The sequence below is a fragment of the Streptomyces sp. NPDC028928 genome, assembly GCF_055564915.1.
In genome coordinates this window covers 54,131-74,207 of the sequence record NZ_JBVHVI010000023.1, presented here as the reverse complement: position 1 = coordinate 74,207, position 20,077 = coordinate 54,131, and the positions used below count along the sequence as shown (strand labels likewise).

The window sequence follows — 20,077 nt, the reverse complement described above, 5'->3', positions numbered from 1 at the left end:
GGGTTGGCGGTCAAGTCCCCCGACGTCCGGGATCGTTATGGTCTGCGGACTTCTGCTCCGGTGCGAGCCGTACCGGCAGGCTCCGTACGCTGTTGCCGACGAACCCCGCGTGGGGCACCAGATCCGCTTCGGGCACGGCGAGTTGGAGCGACGGGAAGCGCGCGAACAGCCGCTCCAGCGCGACCGTGGCCTCCAGCCGGGCCAGTGGTGCGCCCAGGCAGTAGTGGGCACCGTGGCCGAGGGACAGATGACGTGCGGCGCCGGGCCGGGCGGAGCGGGTGAGGTCGAAGCGGTCGGCGTCCGGTCCGTGCGCCGCCGGGTCCCGGCCGGCGGCGGAGTAACCGGCGAGCACGGGGGTGCCGGCGGGTATGAGCGTGCCGGCGACGGTCAGGTCCCGCACGGGGTAACGGAACGGGAAGTAGCTGACCGGCGCGTCCCAGCGCAGCGTCTCCTCCACCACGTCCGCCCAGCTCGCCTCGCCCGCGCGCACCAGGCCGAGTTGCCCGGGGTGGGCGCACAGGGCGCGTACGGCGTTGGTGATCAGGTTCAGGGTGGTCTCGTGGCCGGCGATGATCATCAGCAGCAGGGTGCCGATCAGTTCCCGCTGCCCGAGCCGGTCGCCGCCCTCGTCCCGGGCGGCGATGAGCGCGCTGGTCAGGTCGTCGCCGGGCTGCGCCGCCTTCGCCGTGGCGATCTCGGTCAGGACGGCGACGAGTTCCCGGTTGGCGGCGACGGCCTCGACGGGTCCGGTGTCCGTGGCCACGACCTGGCTGCCGAGCCGGTGCAGCCGGTCGCGGAACTCCACGTCCACACCGAGGAGTTCGCAGATCACGCCCATCGGCAGCGGCAGCGCGAAGTGCCGCCGCAGGTCGGCGACCCCGTCGCCGGCCGCGGCCCGCGCCAGGCCGTCGAGCAGCGTGTCGGTCAACTCCTCGATGCGCGGCCGTAGTTCCGCCACGCGGCGCGGGGTGAAGGCGCGGGCGGCCAGGGACCGCAGCCGCCGGTGGTCGTCCCCGTCGGCGGTGGTCATGCCGGGGACGGTGGCGAACGTCAGCAGCGGCCAGCCCTCGGCGACCCTTCCCTCGCGCAGCGCCGTGAAATGGCGGGCGTTCTTGGCCACGTCGGGGTGCTGTACGAACTCCTTCAGCGCGTCGTGCCCGAGTACGGCCATGCCCTCGATGCCACCGGGCAGTTCGACCGGGGCCACGGCGCCCTGCGCCAGCAGCCGGGCGTTGACGGCGTGCGGGCAGCCGCCGGCGGGGTCGAGGCGGTACGGGGTGCGGGCGGGAGAGGGGTCCACCGGATCCTCCTGACGTTTCCCTGACAGGACCATCGATCATCCCACCCCGGGAATAGCCCGATCCGGCGGTTTGTTGAGCCGATCACGGACGCGGCACACCGTCGAGTGGTACCGTGCTATCAGCACCTGTGCACGCCCGTCGTGGGCGCCGGTGCCCGTTTCTCTCCTTCACGCTGATCCGCCCGCCGTTCTCCGGATGTCCGGCTCCCTGCGCGTCAGCTTCCCGGCACCATCTCAGGCAGGCATTCGCCGCCGTACCCGAGGTGCCGTTCCCCCCGCCCGGAGGCAGTCGCAGACGCCTCCCGCTCGCGGCCTCACTCCCTTCCTCCCCGTAGCGCATCCCTTCTCCGTCCGTGAAAGGACCCCTTCTCATGACCACCACACTCGAACACCCTCCCGCGGCCCCGCAGGCCCCGGCCGCCCCGCTCGTCACCGGTGTCCTCGACATCGACGCGCACGGAAAGGGGCATCTGAGGGCCGCCAGCCTCCTTGCCTCCCCCGCCGATCCGCAGGTCACGCCGGCGCTGATCCGCCGCCACGGACTGCGCAAGGGCGACCTGGTCGAGGGCGTCCGGGGCGCGCAGCGGGCCCTGACCGAGGTCGCGCGCGTCAACGGGCGGGCCCCCGGGGAATCGCACTCCCGGCGGCACTTCCGCGACCTCACCCCGCTCCACCCGCACCGGCGCCTCCGCCTCGAACACCCCGCCTCCGGCCTGGCCGGACGCGTCACCGACCTGCTCGCACCGGTCGGCAAGGGCCAGCGCGGCCTCCTCGTGGCCCCGCCGAAGAGCGGCAAGACCGTGCTGCTCCAGCAACTCGCCGCCGCCGTGGCCGGCAACCACCCCGAGTGCCGGCTGATGGTCCTGCTGCTGGACGAGCGGCCCGAGGAGGTCACCGAGATGCGCCGCTCGGTGCGCGGCGAGGTGTACGCCTCCACCTTCGACCGGTCGCCCAAGGAGCACATCGCCCTCGCCGACCTCGTCGTGGAGCGGGCCAAGCGCCTGGTCGAGGCCGGTGAGGACGTCGTCGTCCTGCTGGACTCGCTGACCCGGCTGTGCCGGGCCCACAACAACGCCTCCGCCGCCGGCGGCCGGACCCTGAGCGGCGGTGTCGACGCCGGTGCGCTGCTCGGGCCCAAGCGGTTCTTCGGCGCCGCGCGCCAGGCCGAGGAGGGCGGCTCGCTCACCATCCTCGCCACGGCCCTGGTGGACACCGGCTCCCGTGCCGACGGCTACTTCTTCGAGGAGCTGAAGAGCACCGGCAACATGGAACTCCGCCTGGACCGGGAACTCGCCGGCCGCCGGGTCTTCCCCGCCGTGGACATCGACGGCAGCGGCACCCGGCGCGAGGAACTCCTGCTCACCCCTGCGGAGTTGACGGCCGTACGCGGCCTGCGCCGTGCCCTGCGCTCCCGTGAGGCCGGGCCGTCCGCCCTGGAGACCCTGCTGGAACGGCTGCGCGCCACCCCCGACAACGCCGCGTTCCTGCGGCAGGTCCGGCCCACCCTGCCGGCCGGCTGAGCCCCCGCCACGGGACGGCCGCGGGACGGCCGGGTGCGGCATCCGGGTTGCCCGGCGACCCGAACGGCCCGGGCAGCGTGGTGCACGCGGACCATCTTCGTACGTTGATCGTATGGTCACCGGATTCTCTTCTCGCGCGGCTGTGTCGGCCTGCTCCCTCTGTGTGGCGGGCCTGCTGGCGCTCACGCCGGCCGCTGCCGCCGCCGGACCCCGGGCCGGGGAACCCCTCCCACCGCCTCCCCGGACGGCGGTACCCGCGCCGTCCCTGCTCTACCACTCCGGCACCCAGGTCCGGCCGCACCGCGACACCCCCGAGCTGCCGGACGTCTCGGCGCTGTCCTGGCTCGTCGCCGACGCGGACAGCGGCGAGGTGCTGGCCGCGAGCGACGCGCACCGCGAACTGCCCCCCGCCAGCACCCTGAAGACCCTCTTCGCGCTCACCGTCCTGCCGACGCTGCCCAGCGGGCTCCAGCACACCGTGCGGTACGAGGAACTGGAGGACGTCGGCGAGGGCAGCAGCCTGGTCGGCGTCGAGGAGGGGCACACCTACACGGTGGCGGACCTGTGGCGCGGGGTCTTCCTCAGCTCCGGGAACGACGCCGTGCACGTCCTCGCCCAGCTGGGCGGAGGCTGGCAGGCCACGGCCCGCCGGATGCAGGACAAGGCCCGCTCGCTCGGCGCCCTCGACACCCACGTGGTCTCCCCGGACGGCTACGACGCCCCCGGCCAGGTGTCCTCCGCCTACGACCTGGCGGTGTTCGGGCGGGCGGGCCTGCGCAACCCCGACTTCGCCCGGTACTGCGCCACCATCGAGGCACCCTTCCCCGGTGACGGGTCGTCGTACCCGATCGAGAACACCAACCGGCTGCTGACCGGCGAGGACGGCGTGGCGCCGTACCCCGGGATCATCGGGATCAAGAACGGCTACACCAGCAACGCGGGCAACACCCTGGTGGCCGCGGCGCGCCGGGACGGGCGCACCCTCGTGGTGAGCGTGCTCAACCCTCAGGCCGACGGCGGACTGACCGTGTACGAGGAGGCCCGTGCCCTGCTCGACTGGGGTTTCGCGGCGGCCGGGCGAGTGGACCCGGTCGGCTCGCTGGACGGGCTGCGCCCGCCCTCCCGTACGACCGCGTCCGCCACGCCGGTGGCGGCGGCCGTGGCGACGGACGACGGCTCGGACTGGTCCGGCACCGCCGTCGTCGCGGGGCTCACCGGGCTCGGCGCGGGGGCCGTGGCGCTGGCGCTGCGGGCCAAGGGGGGCCGGTCGTCCCGCGGCTGACCGATCGGCAGGCCGAGCAGCAGGCCCAGCGCGATCCAGGTGTAGAGGTTGCCGCCGAGGAACCCGCCCGGTCCGGAGGCGTCGTCGACCCACAGCCACACCACGCTGGTGCACAGCACCGCGTACAGGGCGGCAGCGATCCGCCGGCGCCCGGCGCGCACCAGCACCGCGAAGGACGGCAGCAGCCACACCAGGTGGTGCACCCAGGTGATCGGGCTGACCAGGCAGGCCGCCGCACCGGTGAGCGCGAACGCCGCCGCACAGTCGCCGGCCGCGGCCGCCCGGCGGCCGCGCCACGCCCAGACGCCGAGGGTCAGCAGGACCGCCGTCGCCCACAGCGGGCGGCCGGTCTCGCCGAGGCGGGCCAGCACCCCTTGCAGCGACTGGTTCGACACGTAGTCGAGGCGGCCCACCCGGCCGGTGTCCCAGAGCGCCTCGGTCCAGTAGAAGCGGGAGGCCGCCGGGTCCGCCCAGAAGGCCAGCGCGGTCGCCGCTCCGGCGACGGCCAGCGCGGTACAGGCCGCCCGCCGGCGCCCGGCGAGCAGCAGCAGGCCGACGAAGAGGGCGGGCGTGAGCTTCACGGCGGCGGCGAGTCCGATCCCGGCGCCCGCCCAGCGGCCCCGGCCGGTCGCCAGCAGCCAGGAGTCGCCCAGGACCAGGGCGAGCAGCACCAGATTGACCTGGCCGAAGCTGACGGTGTCCCGCAGCGGCTCGAACAGGGCGAGCAGGCACAGGCACAGCGCCCACCGGTACCAGCCGTGCCGGCGCCGGCCGGGACCGGCCAGGATCCGCAGGACCGCGGCGAGCACGGCCAGGTTCACCAGCAGGGACATCACGATCGCCGTGGTGCGGCCGAGCAGGGCCAGCGGCAGCATGGCGAGGGCCGCGAACGGCGGGTAGGTGAAGCCGTACGAGGTGCCCGGCACCCGGTAGTCGTAGATCCGGCCGCCGTGGTGTGCCCAGGTGTGGACGGTGCCGTAGTACACGCGCAGGTCGAAGAAGCCGCGCAGCAGCGGCACGGTCGCCGTGAACACGGTCACCGCGGCCACCAGGAGCAGGACGAGCAGCAGCCGGCCCCGGTCCGTGCGCGGGCCCGGCGGTCGCAGCCGCCCGGGCAGTGCCGGCCGTCCCCGCGGCCCCGTCATGCCGTGCGTCCCGGGACCGGGGCGCGGCCGGCCTGGCGGGTCTGGTGCGCCTGCCACAGGACGACCACGCCGAGGACCGCGCCGCAGACCGCGAGCACCAGTTGGCCGGCGTCGGCCGGACCGCCGCTCGGGAGTACGGCGAGGGCGAGCACGCCCGCCGGCGCGGCCACCCGGTGCCGTACCGAGGTGCTGGGCGCGGCGGCGGCGATGAGGAACAGGCCCCACAGCACGTACCAGGGCCGGATGGCCGGGCCGAGGACGGCGACCGCGAGCAGGCTCAGGCCCAGCGCGTACACCGGCCGGGGACGCAGCCGGAGCCATATCAGCAGGACGGTCACGGCGGTGGCCGCGAGGCCGAGCAGATGCCAGGCCGGGACGGCCAGCGGGGCCAGGCCGCTGCCGAGGTGGACGAGCAGGGTGCCGGTGGCGCGGCCGAGCAGGCTGGTCGGTGCCCAGTTGTGCGGGGAGACCGGGGTGTCCAGGGCGCCGATCCAGCCGTAGCCGGTGCCGGCGAGGGCGGTGGCGGCGACCGTGGTCGCGGCGGAGACCGCCGCGGTGCTCAGCGCGGCCGGCAGCGGGCGGCGGCCGGAGCGGACCCGCAGGGCCACGACGGCGAGCAGACCGAGCGCCGCCGGCGCCTTGACCAGGGCGGCGAGGGTGACGAGGACCGCGCCGACGGCGGGTCTGCGGCCCCGCGCGGCCACCAGGCCGGACCCCAGCAGACCGAGCATGAGGGCGTCGTTGTGGGCGCCCGCGACCAGGTGCAGCAGCACGAGCGGGTTGAGGGCGCCGAGCCACAGCGCGGCGGCCGCGTCGGCGCCGCTGTGCCGGGCGAGCCGGGGCAGCGCCACCGCCATGAGGGCCACGCCGAACAGGGCGACCAGACGCATGCCGAGCAGGCCCGCGGGCACCTCGCCACTGGTCAACCCGGACAGCGCGGCGGCCAGGGCCAGGAAGGCGGGGCCGTAGGGGGCGCCGGTGTGCCGCCACATCGGGGCGACCTCGTCGGCGAGCGGGCCGCCGAGCTGCGCCGGGCCGTGGGCGTACACGTCCATGTGGGCGTCGACCATGGCGCCCTGCGCGAGGTAGCTGTACACGTCCCGGCTGAACAGCGGCGGGGCGAGCAGCAGCGGGGCCGCCCAGACGGCGAGCACGAGCAGCAGGGCGCGCGGGGTGGGCGGCTCGGGGCCCCGGACCAGACGGCCGAGGAGCACCCAGGCCGCGAGCAGCAGGACGACGCCGAAGTACACCCCGACCAGGCCCAGCGCCGCCCGCGCCGGGGGCGGCGTCAGGAGGTCCCGGACGGGCAGGGCGCCGGCCGTCTCACCGCCGAGCGCGAGGAAGGCGGTACCGGCCAGGCCCAGCGCCTGGCAGCGGCGGAGATCGACGGGACATGCCATGGCCAACACCGGGGCAGCGTGTCAACGCCGGGTGGCCGGAAGGAGACGCTCCCTCCACCTGCGGGCGGCCCGCGTGTGACCGGCGTGTGAGGAGCGGTGACCGCTGGGGTCCCAGGTGGAGCGGCCCGGTGCTCAGAACACCGACAGGCCGGTGAGCGTGGTGAACCGGTCCAGGGCCGCGACACCGGCCACGGAGTTCCCGCGTTCGTCCAGGCCCGGGCTCCACACGCACAGGGTGCACCGGCCCGGTACGACGGCGATGATCCCGCCGCCGACCCCGCTCTTGCCGGGCAGGCCCACGCGGTAGGCGAAGTCGCCGGCCGCGTCGTACGTGCCGCAGGTCAGCATGACCGCGTTGACCTGCTTGGCCTGGCTGCGGCTGAGCAGCCGGCTGCCGTCGGCGCGGATGCCGTGCCGGGCGAGGAAGCCGGTGGCGAGGGCCAGGTCGGCGCAGGAGGCGGCGATGGAGCACTGCCGGAAGTACTGGTCGAGGAGGACCGGCACCTCGTTGTCGATGTTGCCGTAGGACGCCATGAAATGGGCGAGGGCGGCGTTGCGGTCGCCGTGCGCGGTCTCGGAGGCGGCGACCTCCTTGTCGAAGTCCAGGTCCGGGTTGCCGCTCTCGGCGCGCAGGAAGGCCAGCAGCTCGCCGGCCGCGTCTCCGGTGCGGGTCTGCAGGCGGTCGGTGACGACGAGGGCACCCGCGTTGATGAAAGGATTCCGCGGGATGCCGTTCTCGTACTCCAGCTGGACCAGGGAGTTGAACGGGTTGCCGGAGGGCTCCCGGCTCACGTGCTCCCAGAGTTCGTCGCCCTCGCGGGCCAGGTCCAGGGCGAGCGTGAAGACCTTGGTGATCGACTGGGCGGAGAAGGGCTGCCGCCAGTCCCCCACCCCGTACACCGTGCCGTCCAGCTCGGCGACGGCCATGCCGAAACTGCGGGGGTCGCAGGCGGCGAGCGCCGGGATGTAGTCGGCGGCACGGCCGCGCCCGGGGGTGCGGCTGATCTCCTCGGCGATGCGCTCCAGGACCGGCAGGAAGGGGAGGGACGACGTCGTTGTCATGATCACCATTGTGCCTCCCGCCGGCCCCGGAGCGTCATCGTGCTCGCGTCACCGCACGTCAGGCGGCCGGTGCCCCGCTGCCGGCGACGATCTCGGGACGCAGCAGGTCGGCCAGCCTCTCGGCGGGCAGCAGACCCTTCTCCAGCACCAGTTCGGCCACGCCCCGGCCGGTGACGAGGGCTTCCTTGGCGATGTCGGTCGCCGCCGTGTAGCCGATGTGCGGGTTGAGCGCGGTGACCAGGCCGATGGAGTTCTCCACGGTGGCGCGCAGCCGCTCGGTGTTGGCGGTGATGCCGGACACGCAGCGCTCGGCCAGGGTGCGGCAGGCGCTCTGCAGGTGCGTGATCGACTCCGACAGGGAGTGCAGGATGATCGGCTCGAAGGCGTTGAGCTGGAGCTGCCCGGCCTCGGCGGCCATGGTGATGGCGACGTCGTTGCCGATCACCTCGAAGGCGACCTGGTTGACCACCTCGGGGATGACCGGGTTGACCTTGCCCGGCATGATCGACGAACCGGCCTGCACCGGCGGCAGGTTGATCTCGCCGAGACCCGCGCGCGGGCCGGAGGACAGCAGCCGCAGGTCGTTGCAGCTCTTGGAGAGCTTGACCGCGATCCGCTTGAGGACGCCGGACATCTGGACGAAGGCGCCGCAGTCCTGGGTGGCCTCGACCAGGTTGGCGGCGGTGACCAGGTGCAGTCCGGTGATGGCGGACAGGTGGCGGCGGGCGGCCTCGGCGTAGCCGGCGGGGGCGTTGAGGCCGGTGCCGATGGCCGTGGCACCGAGGTTGATCTCATGGATCAGCTCGACGGCCTCGGCAAGACGGCTGCGGTCCTCCTCGATCATGACGGCGAACGCGGAGAACTCCTGACCGAGCGTCATCGGTACCGCGTCCTGCAACTGCGTACGGCCCATCTTGAGCACGTCACGGAACTCGACGGCCTTGCGGGCGAAGGCGTCCTGCAGTACGGCCATCGACTTCAGCAGTCCACGTACCGCGAAGACCGTCGCCACCTTGACGGCTGTCGGGTAGACGTCGTTGGTCGACTGGCCCAGGTTGACGTCCTCGTTGGGGTGCAGATGCGTGTACTGCCCCTTGGCGTGGCCCATCAGCTCCAGCGCACGGTTGGCCACGACCTCGTTGGCGTTCATGTTCGTGGAGGTGCCGGCACCGCCCTGGATGACGTCCACGACGAACTGGTCGTGCAGCTTGCCGGAGCGGATCTCCCGGCAGGCGGCGACGATCGCGGCGGCCTTCTCCGGCGCCAGCAGCCCGAGTTCCTCGTTGGCGAGCGCGGCGGCCTCCTTGACGGCGGCCAGGGCGTCGATCAGGTGCGGGTAGGCGGAGATCGGGGTGCCGGTGATGGGGAAGTTCTCCGTCGCGCGCAGGGTGTGGATGCCCCAGTACGCGTCGGCGGGGACGTCGCGGTCGCCGAGCAGGTCGTGCTCGCTGCGGGTGGCGGCGGTCATGAGGGTTCAGGTCCTCTTTCCGAGGGTTGAGGGTGAGCGCCCCGAAGGGGCGCGGGGAACTGCGCGATCAACCACAACGGACCCGCGGGTCCGAGACGGCCGATCCAGCGGAGCGCTACACGGTGAGCGGAACCGGATCCAGGGCACGCACGGGCCGCACACACCCCACCGGCTCCCCGCCCCCGAGCAGCGGCTCCCCCGCGAACTCGGTGAGCAGCTCGGGGTCCACGCCCGCGCGGGCCAGCGCGGCGGCCGCGACCGGTACACGGGCCCTGTTCGCCCCGTCGGCGATCTTCACCGCGACGGCCCGGCCATCAGGCAGCGCAGCGACCTGCACGCCCTCGAAGCCGTCCTTGGCGAGCAGCCCGGGCACGGCCCGCATGAGCGCGGCGACATCGCGGCCGGAGCCGGAGGCCATCTCGGCGTGCTCGCGCATCGCGTCGGCGACCCGGGCCTCGGGGGTGCCGGGCACGGCCGTGGTGATCCGGGCCAGGGCGCGGGCGAGGCCGTGCAGGGAGATGGAGAACAGCGGGGCGCCGCAGCCGTCGACGGTGACCCGGGCGACGCGCTGACCGGTCAGTTCCTCGACGGTCGCGGCGATGCTCTGCTGGAGCGGGTGCGCCGGGTCCAGGTAGTCCTCCAGGGACCAGCCGTTGAGGTGGGCGGTCCAGAGCATGGCGGCGTGCTTGCCGGAGCAGTTCTGGGCGAGGCGGGAGGGCAGCCGGCCCTCGCGGATCCAGGCGTCCCGGACGACCGGGTCGAACGGCATGTCGGGCACGTTGCGCAGGTCGTCCTCGGCGAGCCCGGCGAGTTCGAGGATGCGCCGGGTGCCGGCGAGGTGGCGCTCCTCGCCGGAGTGGCTCGCGGCGGCCAGCGACAGCAGTTCGCCGTCGAGCGGGAGTCCGGCCCGCAGCATGGCCACGGCCTGGACGGGCTTGAGGGCCGAGCGCGGGTAGAAGGCCGCCTCGATGTCGCCGAGCTGGAACTGCACCTGGCCGTCGCCGCCGAGGACGACGACGGAGCCGTGGTGGAGGCCCTCGACGACCCCGCCGCGTATGAGGTGGGCGACGGGGGCGTGGAGGGGTTCGCGGACGACGGGTGCGTCGGCGGGGGAACTGCTGTACATCACTGCCTGGGGTCTCGGGTCGGGGTCGGCCGGAACGCGGGTCACGCGTCGGCGCCGGTGGACGTGCGGGTGGCGCGGGCGCGGATGGCGTACCAGCCCGCGACCAGTGCTGCGACGATCAGCGGCAGACAGAGCACGGTGGTGCGTCCGGCGCCGCCGTCGGCGTACATGAGGACCAGGACGGAGGCGAGGAACGCCAGCGTCACGATCTCGGTCCAGGGGGAGCCCGGCAGGCGGTACGAGGGCCGGGTCAGCTCGCCGCTGCGGGTCTTCCGCCAGAAGAGCAGGTGACAGACCATGATCATGCCCCAGGTCGCGAGGATGCCGATCGCCGCGAAGTTCAGGACGATCTCGAACGCGTCGGCGGGGACCACGTAGTTCAGGCCCACGCCGAGGACACAGATACCGCTGGTGAGCAGGATTCCGCCGTACGGGACCTGGCTGCGGCTCATCCGGCCGGTGAACTTCGGGGCGGAGCCGCTCATCGCCATGGAGCGCAGGATGCGGCCGGTGGAGTACAGGCCGGAGTTCAGGGACGACATGGCCGCGGTCAGGACGACCAGGTTCATCACGCCGCCCGCCGCCGGGACACCGATGTTGGACAGGACCGTGACGAAGGGGCTCTCGCCGGCCGCGTACTTGTTCCACGGGAGCAGCATCGACAGCAGGACGACGGAGCCGACGTAGAACAGGCCCACGCGCCACATGATCGAGTTGATCGCCTTCGGCATGATCTTCTCGGGGTTCTCGGTCTCGCCGGCGGCGACGCCGACCAGCTCGACGGAGGCGTAGGCGAAGACGACGCCCTGGATGATCAGCAGCATGGGCAGCAGGCCGTTGGGGAAGACGCCGCCGTTGTCGGTGATCAGGGACGGGCCGGGCTGGTGGCCGTCGACCGGGTGCTGCGTGACCAGCAGGAAGATGCCGATGCACATGAAGACGACGAGCGCGCTGACCTTGACGATCGCGAACCAGAACTCCAGTTCGCCGAAGATCTTGACGGAGATCAGGTTGACGGTCAACACGACCGCGAGGGCGATCAATGCGATCAACCATTGCGGGATGTCGGAGAACATGCCCCAGTAGTGGGTGTAGGTGGCGACCGCCGTGATGTCGGCGATACCGGTGGTCGCCCAGTTGAGGAAGTACATCCAGCCCGCGGTGTAGGCGCCCTTCTCGCCCAGGAACTCCCGGGCGTACGACACGAAGGCGCCGGAGGACGGGCGGTACAGGACGAGTTCGCCGAGGGCGCGGACGACCAGGAAGGCGAAGACGCCGCACACGGCGTACGCGATGAAGAGGGAGGGCCCGGCGTCGGCGAGCCGGCCGCCCGCGCCGAGGAAGAGGCCGGTGCCGATGGCGCCGCCGATGGCGATCATGTTGACGTGCCGGTGCTTCAGGCCTTTGCTGTAGCCGGCGTCTCCGGCGTCGACATGGCCGGACGAGGGGCGCGTCTCGTCTTTGAGGTGCTGCTCGCTCACGCCTCGGGTCCGCCTTCCGTTGGGGGGTCCGTCCGCTGGGGACGGACGATGTCGGTGAGGGTCGTCTCGACGCGGTCCAGGTGGTGGCTCATGGCCTCCACCGCGTCGTGTTCGGAACCGTCGACCAGCGCCTCGACGATCGCCCGGTGCTCGCGGTTGGACTGCTCGCGGCGGCCGCCCAGCTCGTTGAGGAAGGCCGACTGACGCGCCAGTGCGTCGCGGATCTCCTCGATGACCCGGCGGAAGACCGGGTTCTGGGCGGCCTCGGCCACGGCGAGGTGGAAGAGGGTGTCCATCGCGACCCAGGCGGTGGTGTCCGTCTCCCGCTCCATGCGGTCGAGCAGGTGGGCCAGGTGGTCCAGGTTCTCCGGGGTACGGCGCAGGGCCGCGTACCCGGCGACCGGGATCTCGACGTGGCGGCGCACTTCGAGCAGGTCACTGGCCGCGTAGTCGCCGAAGGTGGGGTCCTCGACGGTGTTCGCGACGACGAAGGTGCCCTTGCCGGTCCGGGAGACCGTGAGGCCCATCGTCTGCAGCGCGCGCAGTGCCTCGCGCAGGACGGGCCGGGACACCTCCAGGGTGCGGCACAGCTCGGCCTCGGAGGGGAGCTTGTCGCCGATGGCGTACCGGCCGCGTTCGATGGCGCCGCGGAGGTGGTCGAGCACCGCTTCCATGGCGCTGACGCGCCGGGGGACCGGACCACCTGTCTGGCTGTCTGACAGGTTCACGGGAGCGATCCTGCGGGTTGCGGGCCGGGACTGTCAAGGCGTCCGGTAAGGAAACATTCACGGGGTGCGGTGCCTGAATGCAGGCATCCGCACCCCGTGGGTGACCAGCGGCGTCGGCTCAGCTGCTGAGCGTGCCGGTGGCGAGCAGACCGAGGAGGAGCGCACCGACGACGATCCGGTAGATCACGAAGGCGTTGAAGGAGTGCTTGGCGACGAACTTGAGCAGCCAGGCGATGGAGGCGTAGGCGACGACGAACGAGACGACGGTGCCGACGGCCAGCGGGGCGGCGCCGACGCCCGCGCCGAGGGCGTCCTTCAGCTCGTACAGACCGGCGCCGGTCAGGGCGGGGATGCCGAGGAAGAAGGAGAGCCGGGTGGCGGCGACGCGGTCCAGGTCCAGGATGAGCGCGGTGGACATGGTGGCGCCGGAGCGGGAGAAGCCGGGGAAGAGCAGGGCGAGGATCTGGGAGCAGCCGACCCACATCGCGTCCCTGAAGGAGGTGTCGTCCTCACCGCGCTTGTGCCGGCCCATCTGGTCGGCGGCCCACATCACGCCCGAGCCGATGATCAGCGAGCCGGCGACCACCCACAGCGAGGCGAGCGGGCCGTCGATCAGCGGCTTCGCGGCCAGGCCCACCAGCACGATCGGAACGGTGGCGGCGATGACCCACCAGGCGAACTTGTAGTCGTGGTGGTAGCGCTCCTCGCGGTTGGCCAGACCGCGGAACCAGGCGGTGACGATCCGCCTGATGTCCTTGAAGAAGTACACGAGCACGGCGGCGATGGCGCCGACCTGGATGACGGCGGAGAACCCGACGACGGACTTGTCGTCGACGGGGATGTCCATGAGCCCCTCGGCGATCTTGAGGTGGCCGGTGGAGGACACGGGCAGGAACTCGGTCACCCCCTCGACTACTCCGAGGACGACGGCCTGACCGACGGAGATGGCGCTCATGGGATCCAGTTCTGGGGAGTTGGTCGACAGTGCGGTAGACAGTAATTGCTGTGTCCCGCCGGGTGGCAAGCGCTCAGGCCCACAGGGCACCGGCGAGTGAGACCCCGGTAAAGGCCGCCGCGAGCCCCGCCGGCACGCTTGCCACGACGTTCAGGGCAGCGTAGAGCCCGGAGCCCGCCTCGGTCAGTCGCAGGGTCTCGTAGGAGAAGGTCGAGTACGTCGTCAGCGCACCGCACAGCCCGGTGCCCACCAGGAGCCGCAGATGAGGCCCGGCCACCCCGGCCGAGACGGCGCCGGTGAGCAGCCCGAGGACCAGGCAGCCGACCACGTTCACCACGAAGGTGCCCCAGGGGAAGAGCGAGTCGTGGCGGGCCTGCACGGCACGGTCGGTGAGATAGCGCAGGGGCGCCCCGACGACGGCTCCCGCGACGACCAGCAGCCAGTTCACAACGACTTCTTACCTTCCCGGTCCGTTCCGTCCGGGCCGGGAGTGCGCCCCGGGTACCGGACGACCTCGCACTCCTCCAGGGTCACGAGGCCCTCGCCGACGAGTTCGTCCAGCTGCGGCAGGAAGGCCCGGACCCGCTCCTCGGTGTCCACGACGACCACCGCGACCGGCAGGTCCTCGCTCAGGGACAGCAGGCGGGAGGTGTGGATGCGGGAGGAGGCGCCGTAGCCCTCGACGCCCCGGAAGACGCTGGCCCCGGCGAGTCCGGCGGCGTGCGCGCGGTGGACGATCTCGGAGTAGAGGGGCTTGTGGTGCCAGGTGTCGTTCTCACCGATGTACACGGTGAGCCGGAGGGCACGGCCGGTGGGGGACGTCATCGCTGCCTCCTGATCAGCAGCGCGCGGGCGGCGGCCGAGGCGAGCCACACCACCGCGAGGGCCGCCAGGAGCGTCGCGGCGAGATAGGCGACGCCCAGGCCCGGGCGGCCGGCGTCGACCAGACCGCGCGTGTCGACCGCGTAGGTGGAGAAGGTGGTGAAGCCGCCGAGGACACCGGTGCCGAGGAACGGCCGCAGCAGCCGGTGGGCCGCCCACACCTCGGTGACCAGCACCATGAGCACGCCCATGGCGGCGCAGCCGGAGACGTTGGTCCAGAACGTCGCCCAGGGGAAGCCGCCGGCGGGCGTCGGCCAGGCGAGCGTGAGCGCGTAGCGGGCTACCGCGCCGAGCGCGCCGCCGGCCGCCACGACCGCGACGACGGGCGCCTGCGTACGCCACTCGGGCCGCCGCGCCGGCGCGGGGCGGACGCCGCGGGTCTCCGTCTCCGGGGCTGTCATCTGGTGCGTCTCCTCTTCGGCCCCTGCCCCGACGGGCGATCAAGGCCGGGACCAGGGTACCGCCGCCTCAGTCGGCGGCAGGGCGGGCGCAGACCGCCACCCCCGGCTCCCGGAGACTGCCCAGCACCAGGTGGTCACCGACCGCGCACACGCTGGTGACCATGCGGAAGCCGGAGCGCCGGCGGGTGAGGTGGTGGACGGTGCGGCCCTCGTCGTCCACGGCGACGACGCCGACGGTGCCGCTCGGGCGGTACGGCGCGTGCACGGCGGCCCGGGCGGCGGCCCGGCGGACGGCCTGCGGGGTGCGGTGCAGCAGGTCCAGCGGGGGGACGCGGGGACTGGCCAGGGCGACCCAGACGGGACCGTCGGGGCCCTCGCGCCAGAGGTTGTCCGGCATGCCGGGCAGCTCGGCGAAGGGTTCGGCCTGGCCGGCGCGCGGGCCGGTGAGCCGGCAGCGGGTGAGGCGGCAGGCGCCGGTCTCGGCGATCACCAGGAAGGAGCCGTCGCCGCTCGGGGCGAGCCCGTTGGCGAACTGGAGGCCGTCCAGCACGACGTCGGGTTCCCCGCCCTCGGGGGCGAGCCGCAGCAGGCGACCGGTGCCGGTGTGCTCGACGATGTCGCCGATCCATCGGCGCAGGGGGTAGCGGCGGCTGGAGACGGTGACGTACACGGTTCCGTCGGGCAGGGCGACGGCGTTGCTGCAGAAGCGGAGCCGCTCCCCCGCCACGGAGTCCACGAGGACCCGTACGGTGCCGTCGTCCGTGCCCACGCGCAGCAGGCCGCGTTCCGCGTCGCACACCAACAGGTCGCCGTACGGCAGCAGTTCGAGTCCGAGGGGACGGCCGCCGGTCTCGGCCAGCACCTCCACGCGGGCGGTGTGCGGGTCGCCCAGGTGGTGGACGCGGAGGATGCGCCCGTCCGCGACTCCGGTCAGCACGCGCCCGTGCGGGTCGGCGACGACGTCCTCGGGGCCGCGGCCGCCCAGGGCGACGTAGTGGAGCGGCACGAGTGCCGTGGGTCGGTCCATGTACGGTCCTTCCTCCGCCGGGAGCCTCCGCCCCCTGCCGGCAGCTGCCCGCGGCCGCCGCCGTCACCAGCCCTTCTCGAACATCCGGGCCACCTCGGCGATGCGGATCTCGTCGCGCCGGTAGTAGGTGCGGCAGCGCGTGCGGTGGGTGCGCAGGAGGCCGAGGCGGGTGAGGAAGTCCAGGTGGGAGCGGGCGGTCCGGCTGGGCACGCCCAGCTTGGCGGCGACGGCCCGCGCGGTGACGCCGGTCTCGGCGTGGTCGCGGCGGCGCGCTGCGGGGAAGTGGACCGACGGGTCCTTGAGCCACTCCAGGATGGTCTGCCGCATCCGGCCCGCGGGAGTACCCATCATCCGTCCGCCCTCCCGTTCCCGGCCTCCTCCTACGCAGTGTTCCCACTGTGGACCCGGCGACGCCGTCCCGTCCGGGACTCGGCGCCCGTTGTCCGGTACCGAACGGCAGTGCGACCGAGGAGGGTTCCCGCCGGCCCGCGCACACGACGGGGGCCCGGCCGCGGGGGCGCGGCCGGGCCCGTCACGGACGGCTCAGCGGTGGCTGAACCACGTCATCGAGGAGAGCGCCCTGTCGTCGTAGCCGAACAGGGCCTGGTTCTCCCAGCCGTTGCCGGAGGCGGCGTCCGCCGGGTCCCAGCCGTTGCCGGTGACGGCGGTCCAGGTCGCCTCCCAGTAGAAGACGCCGAGACCGCGGCCGTTCGGGACGGCCTCCACGATGCTCGCCACGTCGTTCATCCACTTGGTCTGGCCTGCCACGCTCGCCGGGTAGCCGGAGACCAGCTCGCCGGTGGTGTCGATCTGGTTGGTGAGCGAGTCGTCGCTGTCCAGGCGGAAGGGGTAGGCCGTCTCGGCGACGAACACCGGCTTGCCGTAGCGGGAGGCCGCGTCGTCCAGGGTGCTCTGGAAGTCGGACAGCGGACCGTGCCAGTAGCCGTAGTACGACAGGCCGATCGCGTCGAACTTCACTCCCTTGGCCACCGCGTTGTCGAACCACCACTCGGTGCCGGCCTTGTCCCCGCCCTTGGCCAGGTGCAGCGCGACGACGGTGGACGAGTTGACCGCCTTGACGGCGTCGTAGCCCGAGTTGATCAACCCGGCGAGCTGGCTCCAGTTGTCCGTGGATCCCTCGGACCACAGCATGCCGCCATTGATCTCATTGCCCACCTGGACCATGTCGGCGGTGGTGCCTTGAGCCTTCAAGGCGTTCAACACGTCGTACGTGTGGTTGTACACGTCCGTCTTCAGTTGACTGTATGTATGGCCCGTCCATGCGGCCGGCTTGTTCTGCTGGCCCGGGTCGGCCCAGCTGTCCGAGTAGTGGAAGTCGACCAGGAGCTTCATGCCCTGCGCCTTGACGCGTTTGGCCATGGCCAGGACGTGCGCCTTGTCGTTGAAGCCGTCGGCCGGGTTCACCCAGACCTTCAGCCGCGCGTAGTTCATGCCGGACGACTTGAGGATCGGGAGGGCGTCGCCGGTGGTGCCCGAACTCGTCCTGTAGACCCCGCCCTTGGCCTCGCTCTTGGCGAGGGAGGAGATGTCGGCGCCATGGATGGATGTACCAGTGGTGCCGGACGTGAAGCTCAGATCGTCAACATTGATCCAGTTACCGGCATTCGCGTCACTGTTGATGCTGATGGTGCACTGGTTGTTGGTCACCTTGACCGACGTGACGATCCGGATCCACCCACTGGACGATGTCGGCAGATCCGTGCGCTGCTCCGCACTCCCGCAGTTCCTGAGCGCTATGTACGCGGCGTTCTGCCCGCCACCGGACCGGACCCACGCCGTGAGCGTGTAGTTCCCGTTGGTCAGCCCGGACAGGTACTGGTACGTCTCCGCCTTGTACGCGGAGGACGAGTAGTGGCTGAGGCGGTAACCGCCGCTGTGGCCGCCGGACTCGGTGTACGAGGCGCCGGTGTCGCCGTACTCGGACCAGCCGGCCGGGGTGGCCGTGCCGGCGCCGTCGGACTCGAAGCCGCCGTTGGTGAGGGTGCTCGCGGCCTGGGCGGTCTGGGCGGGCAGGGCGGTGAGGGCGAGCCCGGCCGCGAGCGGCAGCAGCAGGGCCCTGATGGTGCGTCTGGGATGGAACTTCATCGTCCGTCGTCCCTTCGACGTAACTGGGGAGGGGTGCCCTCCTGTGGGGCTGGAGGAGAACCCCTCCGCCCGCGGCTCTCGTGGCACACACGGGCGGAGGGGAGCCGGCTCAGCCGTCGAGTCGTACGACCCGGACGGCCCCCGCCGGGACCGCGAGGCGGCCCGCGGCGCGTTCGCCCGTCAGCAGCTCGGTGCCGGGCGCGTCCAGCGGCACCTTGGTGTCGCCGGCGGTGTGGTTGATGACGAAGAGGTAGCTGCCCGACTCGCCGCGGCGGCGCACGACCTCCACGTCGCGGGGCAGGTCGGCGCGCGGGGCGAGACCTGCGTCCTCGGCCGCCCGGCCGAGGAGCATGTCCAGGCCCTCGGCGCCGAGGCGGGTGGAGACGTACCAGGCGGTGCCCCGGCCGTACCGGTGGCGGGTGACGGCCGGGCGGCCCGCGGTGAGCCCGTCGGCGTACGTCCACACGGTCTCGGCGCCGCGCGGGACCACGAACTCCGTCCACACGTCCCCGGTCGGCCCGGAGCCGTCCGGGCCGGTCAGACGGACCCGCTCGTCCTCGAGCAGCGGCGAGAACTCCTCCACGGTGAGCCCGAGGACATCGCGCAGCACGCCCGGACAGGCGCCCTCGTGGACGGCGTCGTGCTCGTCCACGATGCCGGAGAAGTACGACACCACGAGCGTGCCGCCGTTCTCGACGTACTCCCGGACGTTGTCCCCGGCGGCCTCCGTCATCAGGTACAGGGCCGGCACGACGACCAGCGGGTACCGCGACAGGTCGGCTTCGGGGTGGGCGAAGTCGACCGTGAGGTGGCGGTCGTAGAGGGCCTCGTAGAAGGAGTCGGCGCGCTCGCGCGGGTCGTGGTCCTCGCTGGGGCGCCAGGCGAGGTTCTGCGCCCACCAGGACTGCCAGTCCCACAGCATGGCCGCGTCGGCCTCGGTGCGGGTCCCCCTGATCCAGCCCAACGCGCCTACTGAGGCGCCGAGTTCGACCACCTCGCGCCAGACGCGGGTGTCGGTGCCGGCGTGCGGCAGCATCGCCGAGTGGAACTTCTCGGCGCCGCGCCGGGACTGGCGCCACTGGAAGAACATCGCGCCGTCGGAGCCGCGCGCCACGTGGGCGAGGGAGTTGCGGGCCATCTGGCCGGGGGCCTTCGCGGGGTTGCGGGGCTGCCAGTTGACGCCCGAGGTGGAGTGCTCCAGCAGCAGCCAGGGCGCGCCGCCGGCGACCGAGCGAGTGAGGTCGGCGGCCATGGCCAGGTTGACGTGGGTGCGGCGGCCGTCGGTGATCAGGTAGTGGTCGTTGGTGACGAGGTCGACCTCGCGGCCCCACGCCCAGTAGTCCATGGAGTCGCACTGGCTGAGGGCGGTCATGAAGTTGGTGGTGACCGGCACCCCGGGCGAGAGGCGGTGCAGGATGTCCCGCTCCGCGCGGAAGTTCTCCCGGATGGTGGCGTCGGCGAAGCGCTTGTAGTCGAGGGCCTGGCCCGGATTGCCGACGGTCGGGGTGGCCCGGGGCGGGTTGATCTGCGCGAAGTCGGTGTACCACTGACCCCAGAAGGCGGTGCCCCAGGCCTCGTTGACGGCTTCCACGCTGCCGTAGGTGTCCGCGAGCCAGCGGCGGAACCGGTCCGCGCAGGACTCGCAGTAGCAGGCTGAGACGGGGACGCCGTACTCGTTGTGGACGTGCCACATCGCGAGTGCCGGGTGGTCGCCGTAGCGCTCGGCGAGCTGTGTGGTGATGTTCGCGGCGGCGGCGCGGTAGTCGGCGTTGCTGTGGCAGATCGCGCCGCGAGAGCCGAACTCGTAGCGCACGCCCTCGGCGGTGACCGGCAGCGCCTCGGGGTGGGCCCGGTAGAACCAGACGGGCGGCACCACGGTGGGGGTGCCGAGGTCGACCCGGATGCCGTTGTCGTGCAGCAGGCCGATGACCCGGTCCAGCCAGCCGAAGTCGTACTCCCCCGGTGCCGGCTCCAGCAGGGCCCAGGAGAAGATCCCGACGCTCACCATCGTGACGCCGGCCTCGCGCATCAGCCGGACGTCCTCCTGCCAGACGGATTCCGGCCACTGCTCGGGGTTGTAGTCCCCGCCGAAGGCGAGCCTGGTGAGGCCCCTGAGGCTGGTGTCCGGCATGGATCTCTCCCGGGAAATCGATCATTTGGGAACGTGCACACACATCATCGGCGGTGCGAGCCC

At 72.6% G+C, this 20,077-nt stretch carries 17 protein-coding genes and 1 pseudogene; 2 read left to right on the top strand and 16 right to left on the bottom strand.

The genetic code is table 11. The annotated features are described in order from the left end of the window. Window positions 1-10: 10 nt before the first annotated feature. Window positions 11-1,300, bottom strand: a complete 1,290-nt coding sequence (locus tag ACZ4U1_RS37865) for a cytochrome P450 family protein (protein ID WP_467908713.1) — start codon at window positions 1,298-1,300, stop codon at window positions 11-13. A 371-nt stretch (window positions 1,301-1,671) separates the two neighbouring features. Here ACZ4U1_RS37865 and rho point away from each other — a divergent pair, with 371 nt between their 5' ends. Then, the gene (rho, locus tag ACZ4U1_RS37860) at window positions 1,672-2,820 is read left to right on the top strand and encodes a transcription termination factor Rho (protein WP_467908712.1); all 1,149 of its coding nucleotides are present in this window, start codon (window positions 1,672-1,674) and stop codon (window positions 2,818-2,820) included. A gap of 112 nt (window positions 2,821-2,932) precedes the next feature. Then, a pseudogene (locus ACZ4U1_RS37855) lies at window positions 2,933-3,766 on the top strand (D-alanyl-D-alanine carboxypeptidase family protein); the annotation flags it as partial. Window positions 3,767-3,825: 59 nt separating this feature from the next. On the opposite strand, the gene ACZ4U1_RS37850 reads toward ACZ4U1_RS37855, so the two are convergent. The 15 genes from ACZ4U1_RS37850 to ACZ4U1_RS37780 form a co-directional block, all read right to left on the bottom strand. Continuing rightward, window positions 3,826-5,247, bottom strand: coding sequence for a glycosyltransferase family 87 protein (locus ACZ4U1_RS37850; protein WP_467908711.1), 1,422 nt, complete (start codon window positions 5,245-5,247; stop codon window positions 3,826-3,828). After that, window positions 5,244-6,647 (bottom strand): polyprenol phosphomannose-dependent alpha 1,6 mannosyltransferase MptB, encoded by a 1,404-nt coding sequence (gene mptB, locus ACZ4U1_RS37845; protein ID WP_467908710.1) that lies wholly within the window; start codon window positions 6,645-6,647, stop codon window positions 5,244-5,246. The genes ACZ4U1_RS37850 and mptB overlap by 4 nt, the downstream gene beginning before the upstream one ends. 132 nt (window positions 6,648-6,779) lie before the next feature. Beyond that, window positions 6,780-7,718 (bottom strand): glutaminase, encoded by a 939-nt coding sequence (locus ACZ4U1_RS37840; RefSeq protein ID WP_467908709.1) that lies wholly within the window; start codon window positions 7,716-7,718, stop codon window positions 6,780-6,782. A gap of 49 nt (window positions 7,719-7,767) precedes the next feature. Next, on the bottom strand, window positions 7,768-9,177 hold the full coding sequence (aspA, locus tag ACZ4U1_RS37835; protein ID WP_467908708.1) for an aspartate ammonia-lyase: 1,410 nt from the start codon (window positions 9,175-9,177) through the stop codon (window positions 7,768-7,770). Between the two features lie 115 nt (window positions 9,178-9,292). Then, complete coding sequence (locus ACZ4U1_RS37830; protein WP_467908707.1) at window positions 9,293-10,303, bottom strand: asparaginase; 1,011 nt, start codon at window positions 10,301-10,303, stop codon at window positions 9,293-9,295. Window positions 10,304-10,344: 41 nt separating this feature from the next. Then, window positions 10,345-11,784: an amino acid permease gene (locus ACZ4U1_RS37825; RefSeq protein ID WP_467908706.1), complete on the bottom strand. Its 1,440-nt coding sequence runs from the start codon at window positions 11,782-11,784 to the stop codon at window positions 10,345-10,347. Beyond that, window positions 11,781-12,458, bottom strand: coding sequence for a FadR/GntR family transcriptional regulator (locus ACZ4U1_RS37820; RefSeq protein ID WP_467908750.1), 678 nt, complete (start codon window positions 12,456-12,458; stop codon window positions 11,781-11,783). Before ACZ4U1_RS37820 ends, ACZ4U1_RS37825 begins: the two co-directional genes overlap by 4 nt. Before the next feature lie 172 nt (window positions 12,459-12,630). Continuing rightward, window positions 12,631-13,467, bottom strand: coding sequence for an undecaprenyl-diphosphate phosphatase (locus tag ACZ4U1_RS37815; RefSeq protein ID WP_467908705.1), 837 nt, complete (start codon window positions 13,465-13,467; stop codon window positions 12,631-12,633). Between the two features lie 73 nt (window positions 13,468-13,540). Beyond that, window positions 13,541-13,915, bottom strand: a complete 375-nt coding sequence (crcB, locus tag ACZ4U1_RS37810; protein WP_467908704.1) for a fluoride efflux transporter CrcB — start codon at window positions 13,913-13,915, stop codon at window positions 13,541-13,543. Next, window positions 13,912-14,292 (bottom strand): DUF190 domain-containing protein, encoded by a 381-nt coding sequence (locus tag ACZ4U1_RS37805; protein ID WP_467908703.1) that lies wholly within the window; start codon window positions 14,290-14,292, stop codon window positions 13,912-13,914. The genes crcB (ACZ4U1_RS37810) and ACZ4U1_RS37805 overlap by 4 nt, the downstream gene beginning before the upstream one ends. Next, complete coding sequence (gene crcB, locus ACZ4U1_RS37800; RefSeq protein ID WP_467908702.1) at window positions 14,289-14,750, bottom strand: fluoride efflux transporter CrcB; 462 nt, start codon at window positions 14,748-14,750, stop codon at window positions 14,289-14,291. The genes ACZ4U1_RS37805 and crcB (ACZ4U1_RS37800) overlap by 4 nt, the downstream gene beginning before the upstream one ends. 67 nt (window positions 14,751-14,817) lie before the next feature. After that, the gene (locus ACZ4U1_RS37795) at window positions 14,818-15,777 is read right to left on the bottom strand and encodes an SMP-30/gluconolactonase/LRE family protein (RefSeq protein ID WP_467908701.1); all 960 of its coding nucleotides are present in this window, start codon (window positions 15,775-15,777) and stop codon (window positions 14,818-14,820) included. Window positions 15,778-15,840: 63 nt separating this feature from the next. Further along, complete coding sequence (locus ACZ4U1_RS37790; RefSeq protein WP_467908700.1) at window positions 15,841-16,128, bottom strand: ArsR family transcriptional regulator; 288 nt, start codon at window positions 16,126-16,128, stop codon at window positions 15,841-15,843. A gap of 192 nt (window positions 16,129-16,320) precedes the next feature. Next, window positions 16,321-17,883 carry a glycoside hydrolase family 53 protein gene (locus ACZ4U1_RS37785; protein ID WP_467908699.1) on the bottom strand — a complete coding sequence of 521 codons (1,563 nt, stop codon included), beginning with the start codon at window positions 17,881-17,883 and terminating at the stop codon, window positions 16,321-16,323. Window positions 17,884-17,992: 109 nt separating this feature from the next. Next, window positions 17,993-20,014, bottom strand: a complete 2,022-nt coding sequence (locus ACZ4U1_RS37780) for a beta-galactosidase (RefSeq protein ID WP_467908698.1) — start codon at window positions 20,012-20,014, stop codon at window positions 17,993-17,995. Between the last annotated feature and the right edge of the window lie 63 nt (window positions 20,015-20,077).

Coding starts and splice junctions, on each gene's coding strand:
- ACZ4U1_RS37820 (WP_467908750.1), bottom strand. CDS start 12,458: ATGGAAGCGGTGCTCGACCACCTCCGCGGCGCCATCGAACGCGGCCGG.
- ACZ4U1_RS37815 (WP_467908705.1), bottom strand. CDS start 13,467: ATGAGCGCCATCTCCGTCGGTCAGGCCGTCGTCCTCGGAGTAGTCGAG.
- ACZ4U1_RS37785 (WP_467908699.1), bottom strand. CDS start 17,883: ATGAAGTTCCATCCCAGACGCACCATCAGGGCCCTGCTGCTGCCGCTC.
- crcB (WP_467908702.1), bottom strand. CDS start 14,750: ATGACAGCCCCGGAGACGGAGACCCGCGGCGTCCGCCCCGCGCCGGCG.
- ACZ4U1_RS37790 (WP_467908700.1), bottom strand. CDS start 16,128: ATGATGGGTACTCCCGCGGGCCGGATGCGGCAGACCATCCTGGAGTGG.
- mptB (WP_467908710.1), bottom strand. CDS start 6,647: ATGGCATGTCCCGTCGATCTCCGCCGCTGCCAGGCGCTGGGCCTGGCC.
- ACZ4U1_RS37830 (WP_467908707.1), bottom strand. CDS start 10,303: ATGTACAGCAGTTCCCCCGCCGACGCACCCGTCGTCCGCGAACCCCTC.
- ACZ4U1_RS37780 (WP_467908698.1), bottom strand. CDS start 20,014: ATGCCGGACACCAGCCTCAGGGGCCTCACCAGGCTCGCCTTCGGCGGG.
- rho (WP_467908712.1), top strand. CDS start 1,672: ATGACCACCACACTCGAACACCCTCCCGCGGCCCCGCAGGCCCCGGCC.
- ACZ4U1_RS37795 (WP_467908701.1), bottom strand. CDS start 15,777: ATGGACCGACCCACGGCACTCGTGCCGCTCCACTACGTCGCCCTGGGC.
- aspA (WP_467908708.1), bottom strand. CDS start 9,177: ATGACCGCCGCCACCCGCAGCGAGCACGACCTGCTCGGCGACCGCGAC.
- ACZ4U1_RS37805 (WP_467908703.1), bottom strand. CDS start 14,292: ATGACGTCCCCCACCGGCCGTGCCCTCCGGCTCACCGTGTACATCGGT.
- ACZ4U1_RS37850 (WP_467908711.1), bottom strand. CDS start 5,247: ATGACGGGGCCGCGGGGACGGCCGGCACTGCCCGGGCGGCTGCGACCG.
- ACZ4U1_RS37840 (WP_467908709.1), bottom strand. CDS start 7,718: ATGGTGATCATGACAACGACGTCGTCCCTCCCCTTCCTGCCGGTCCTG.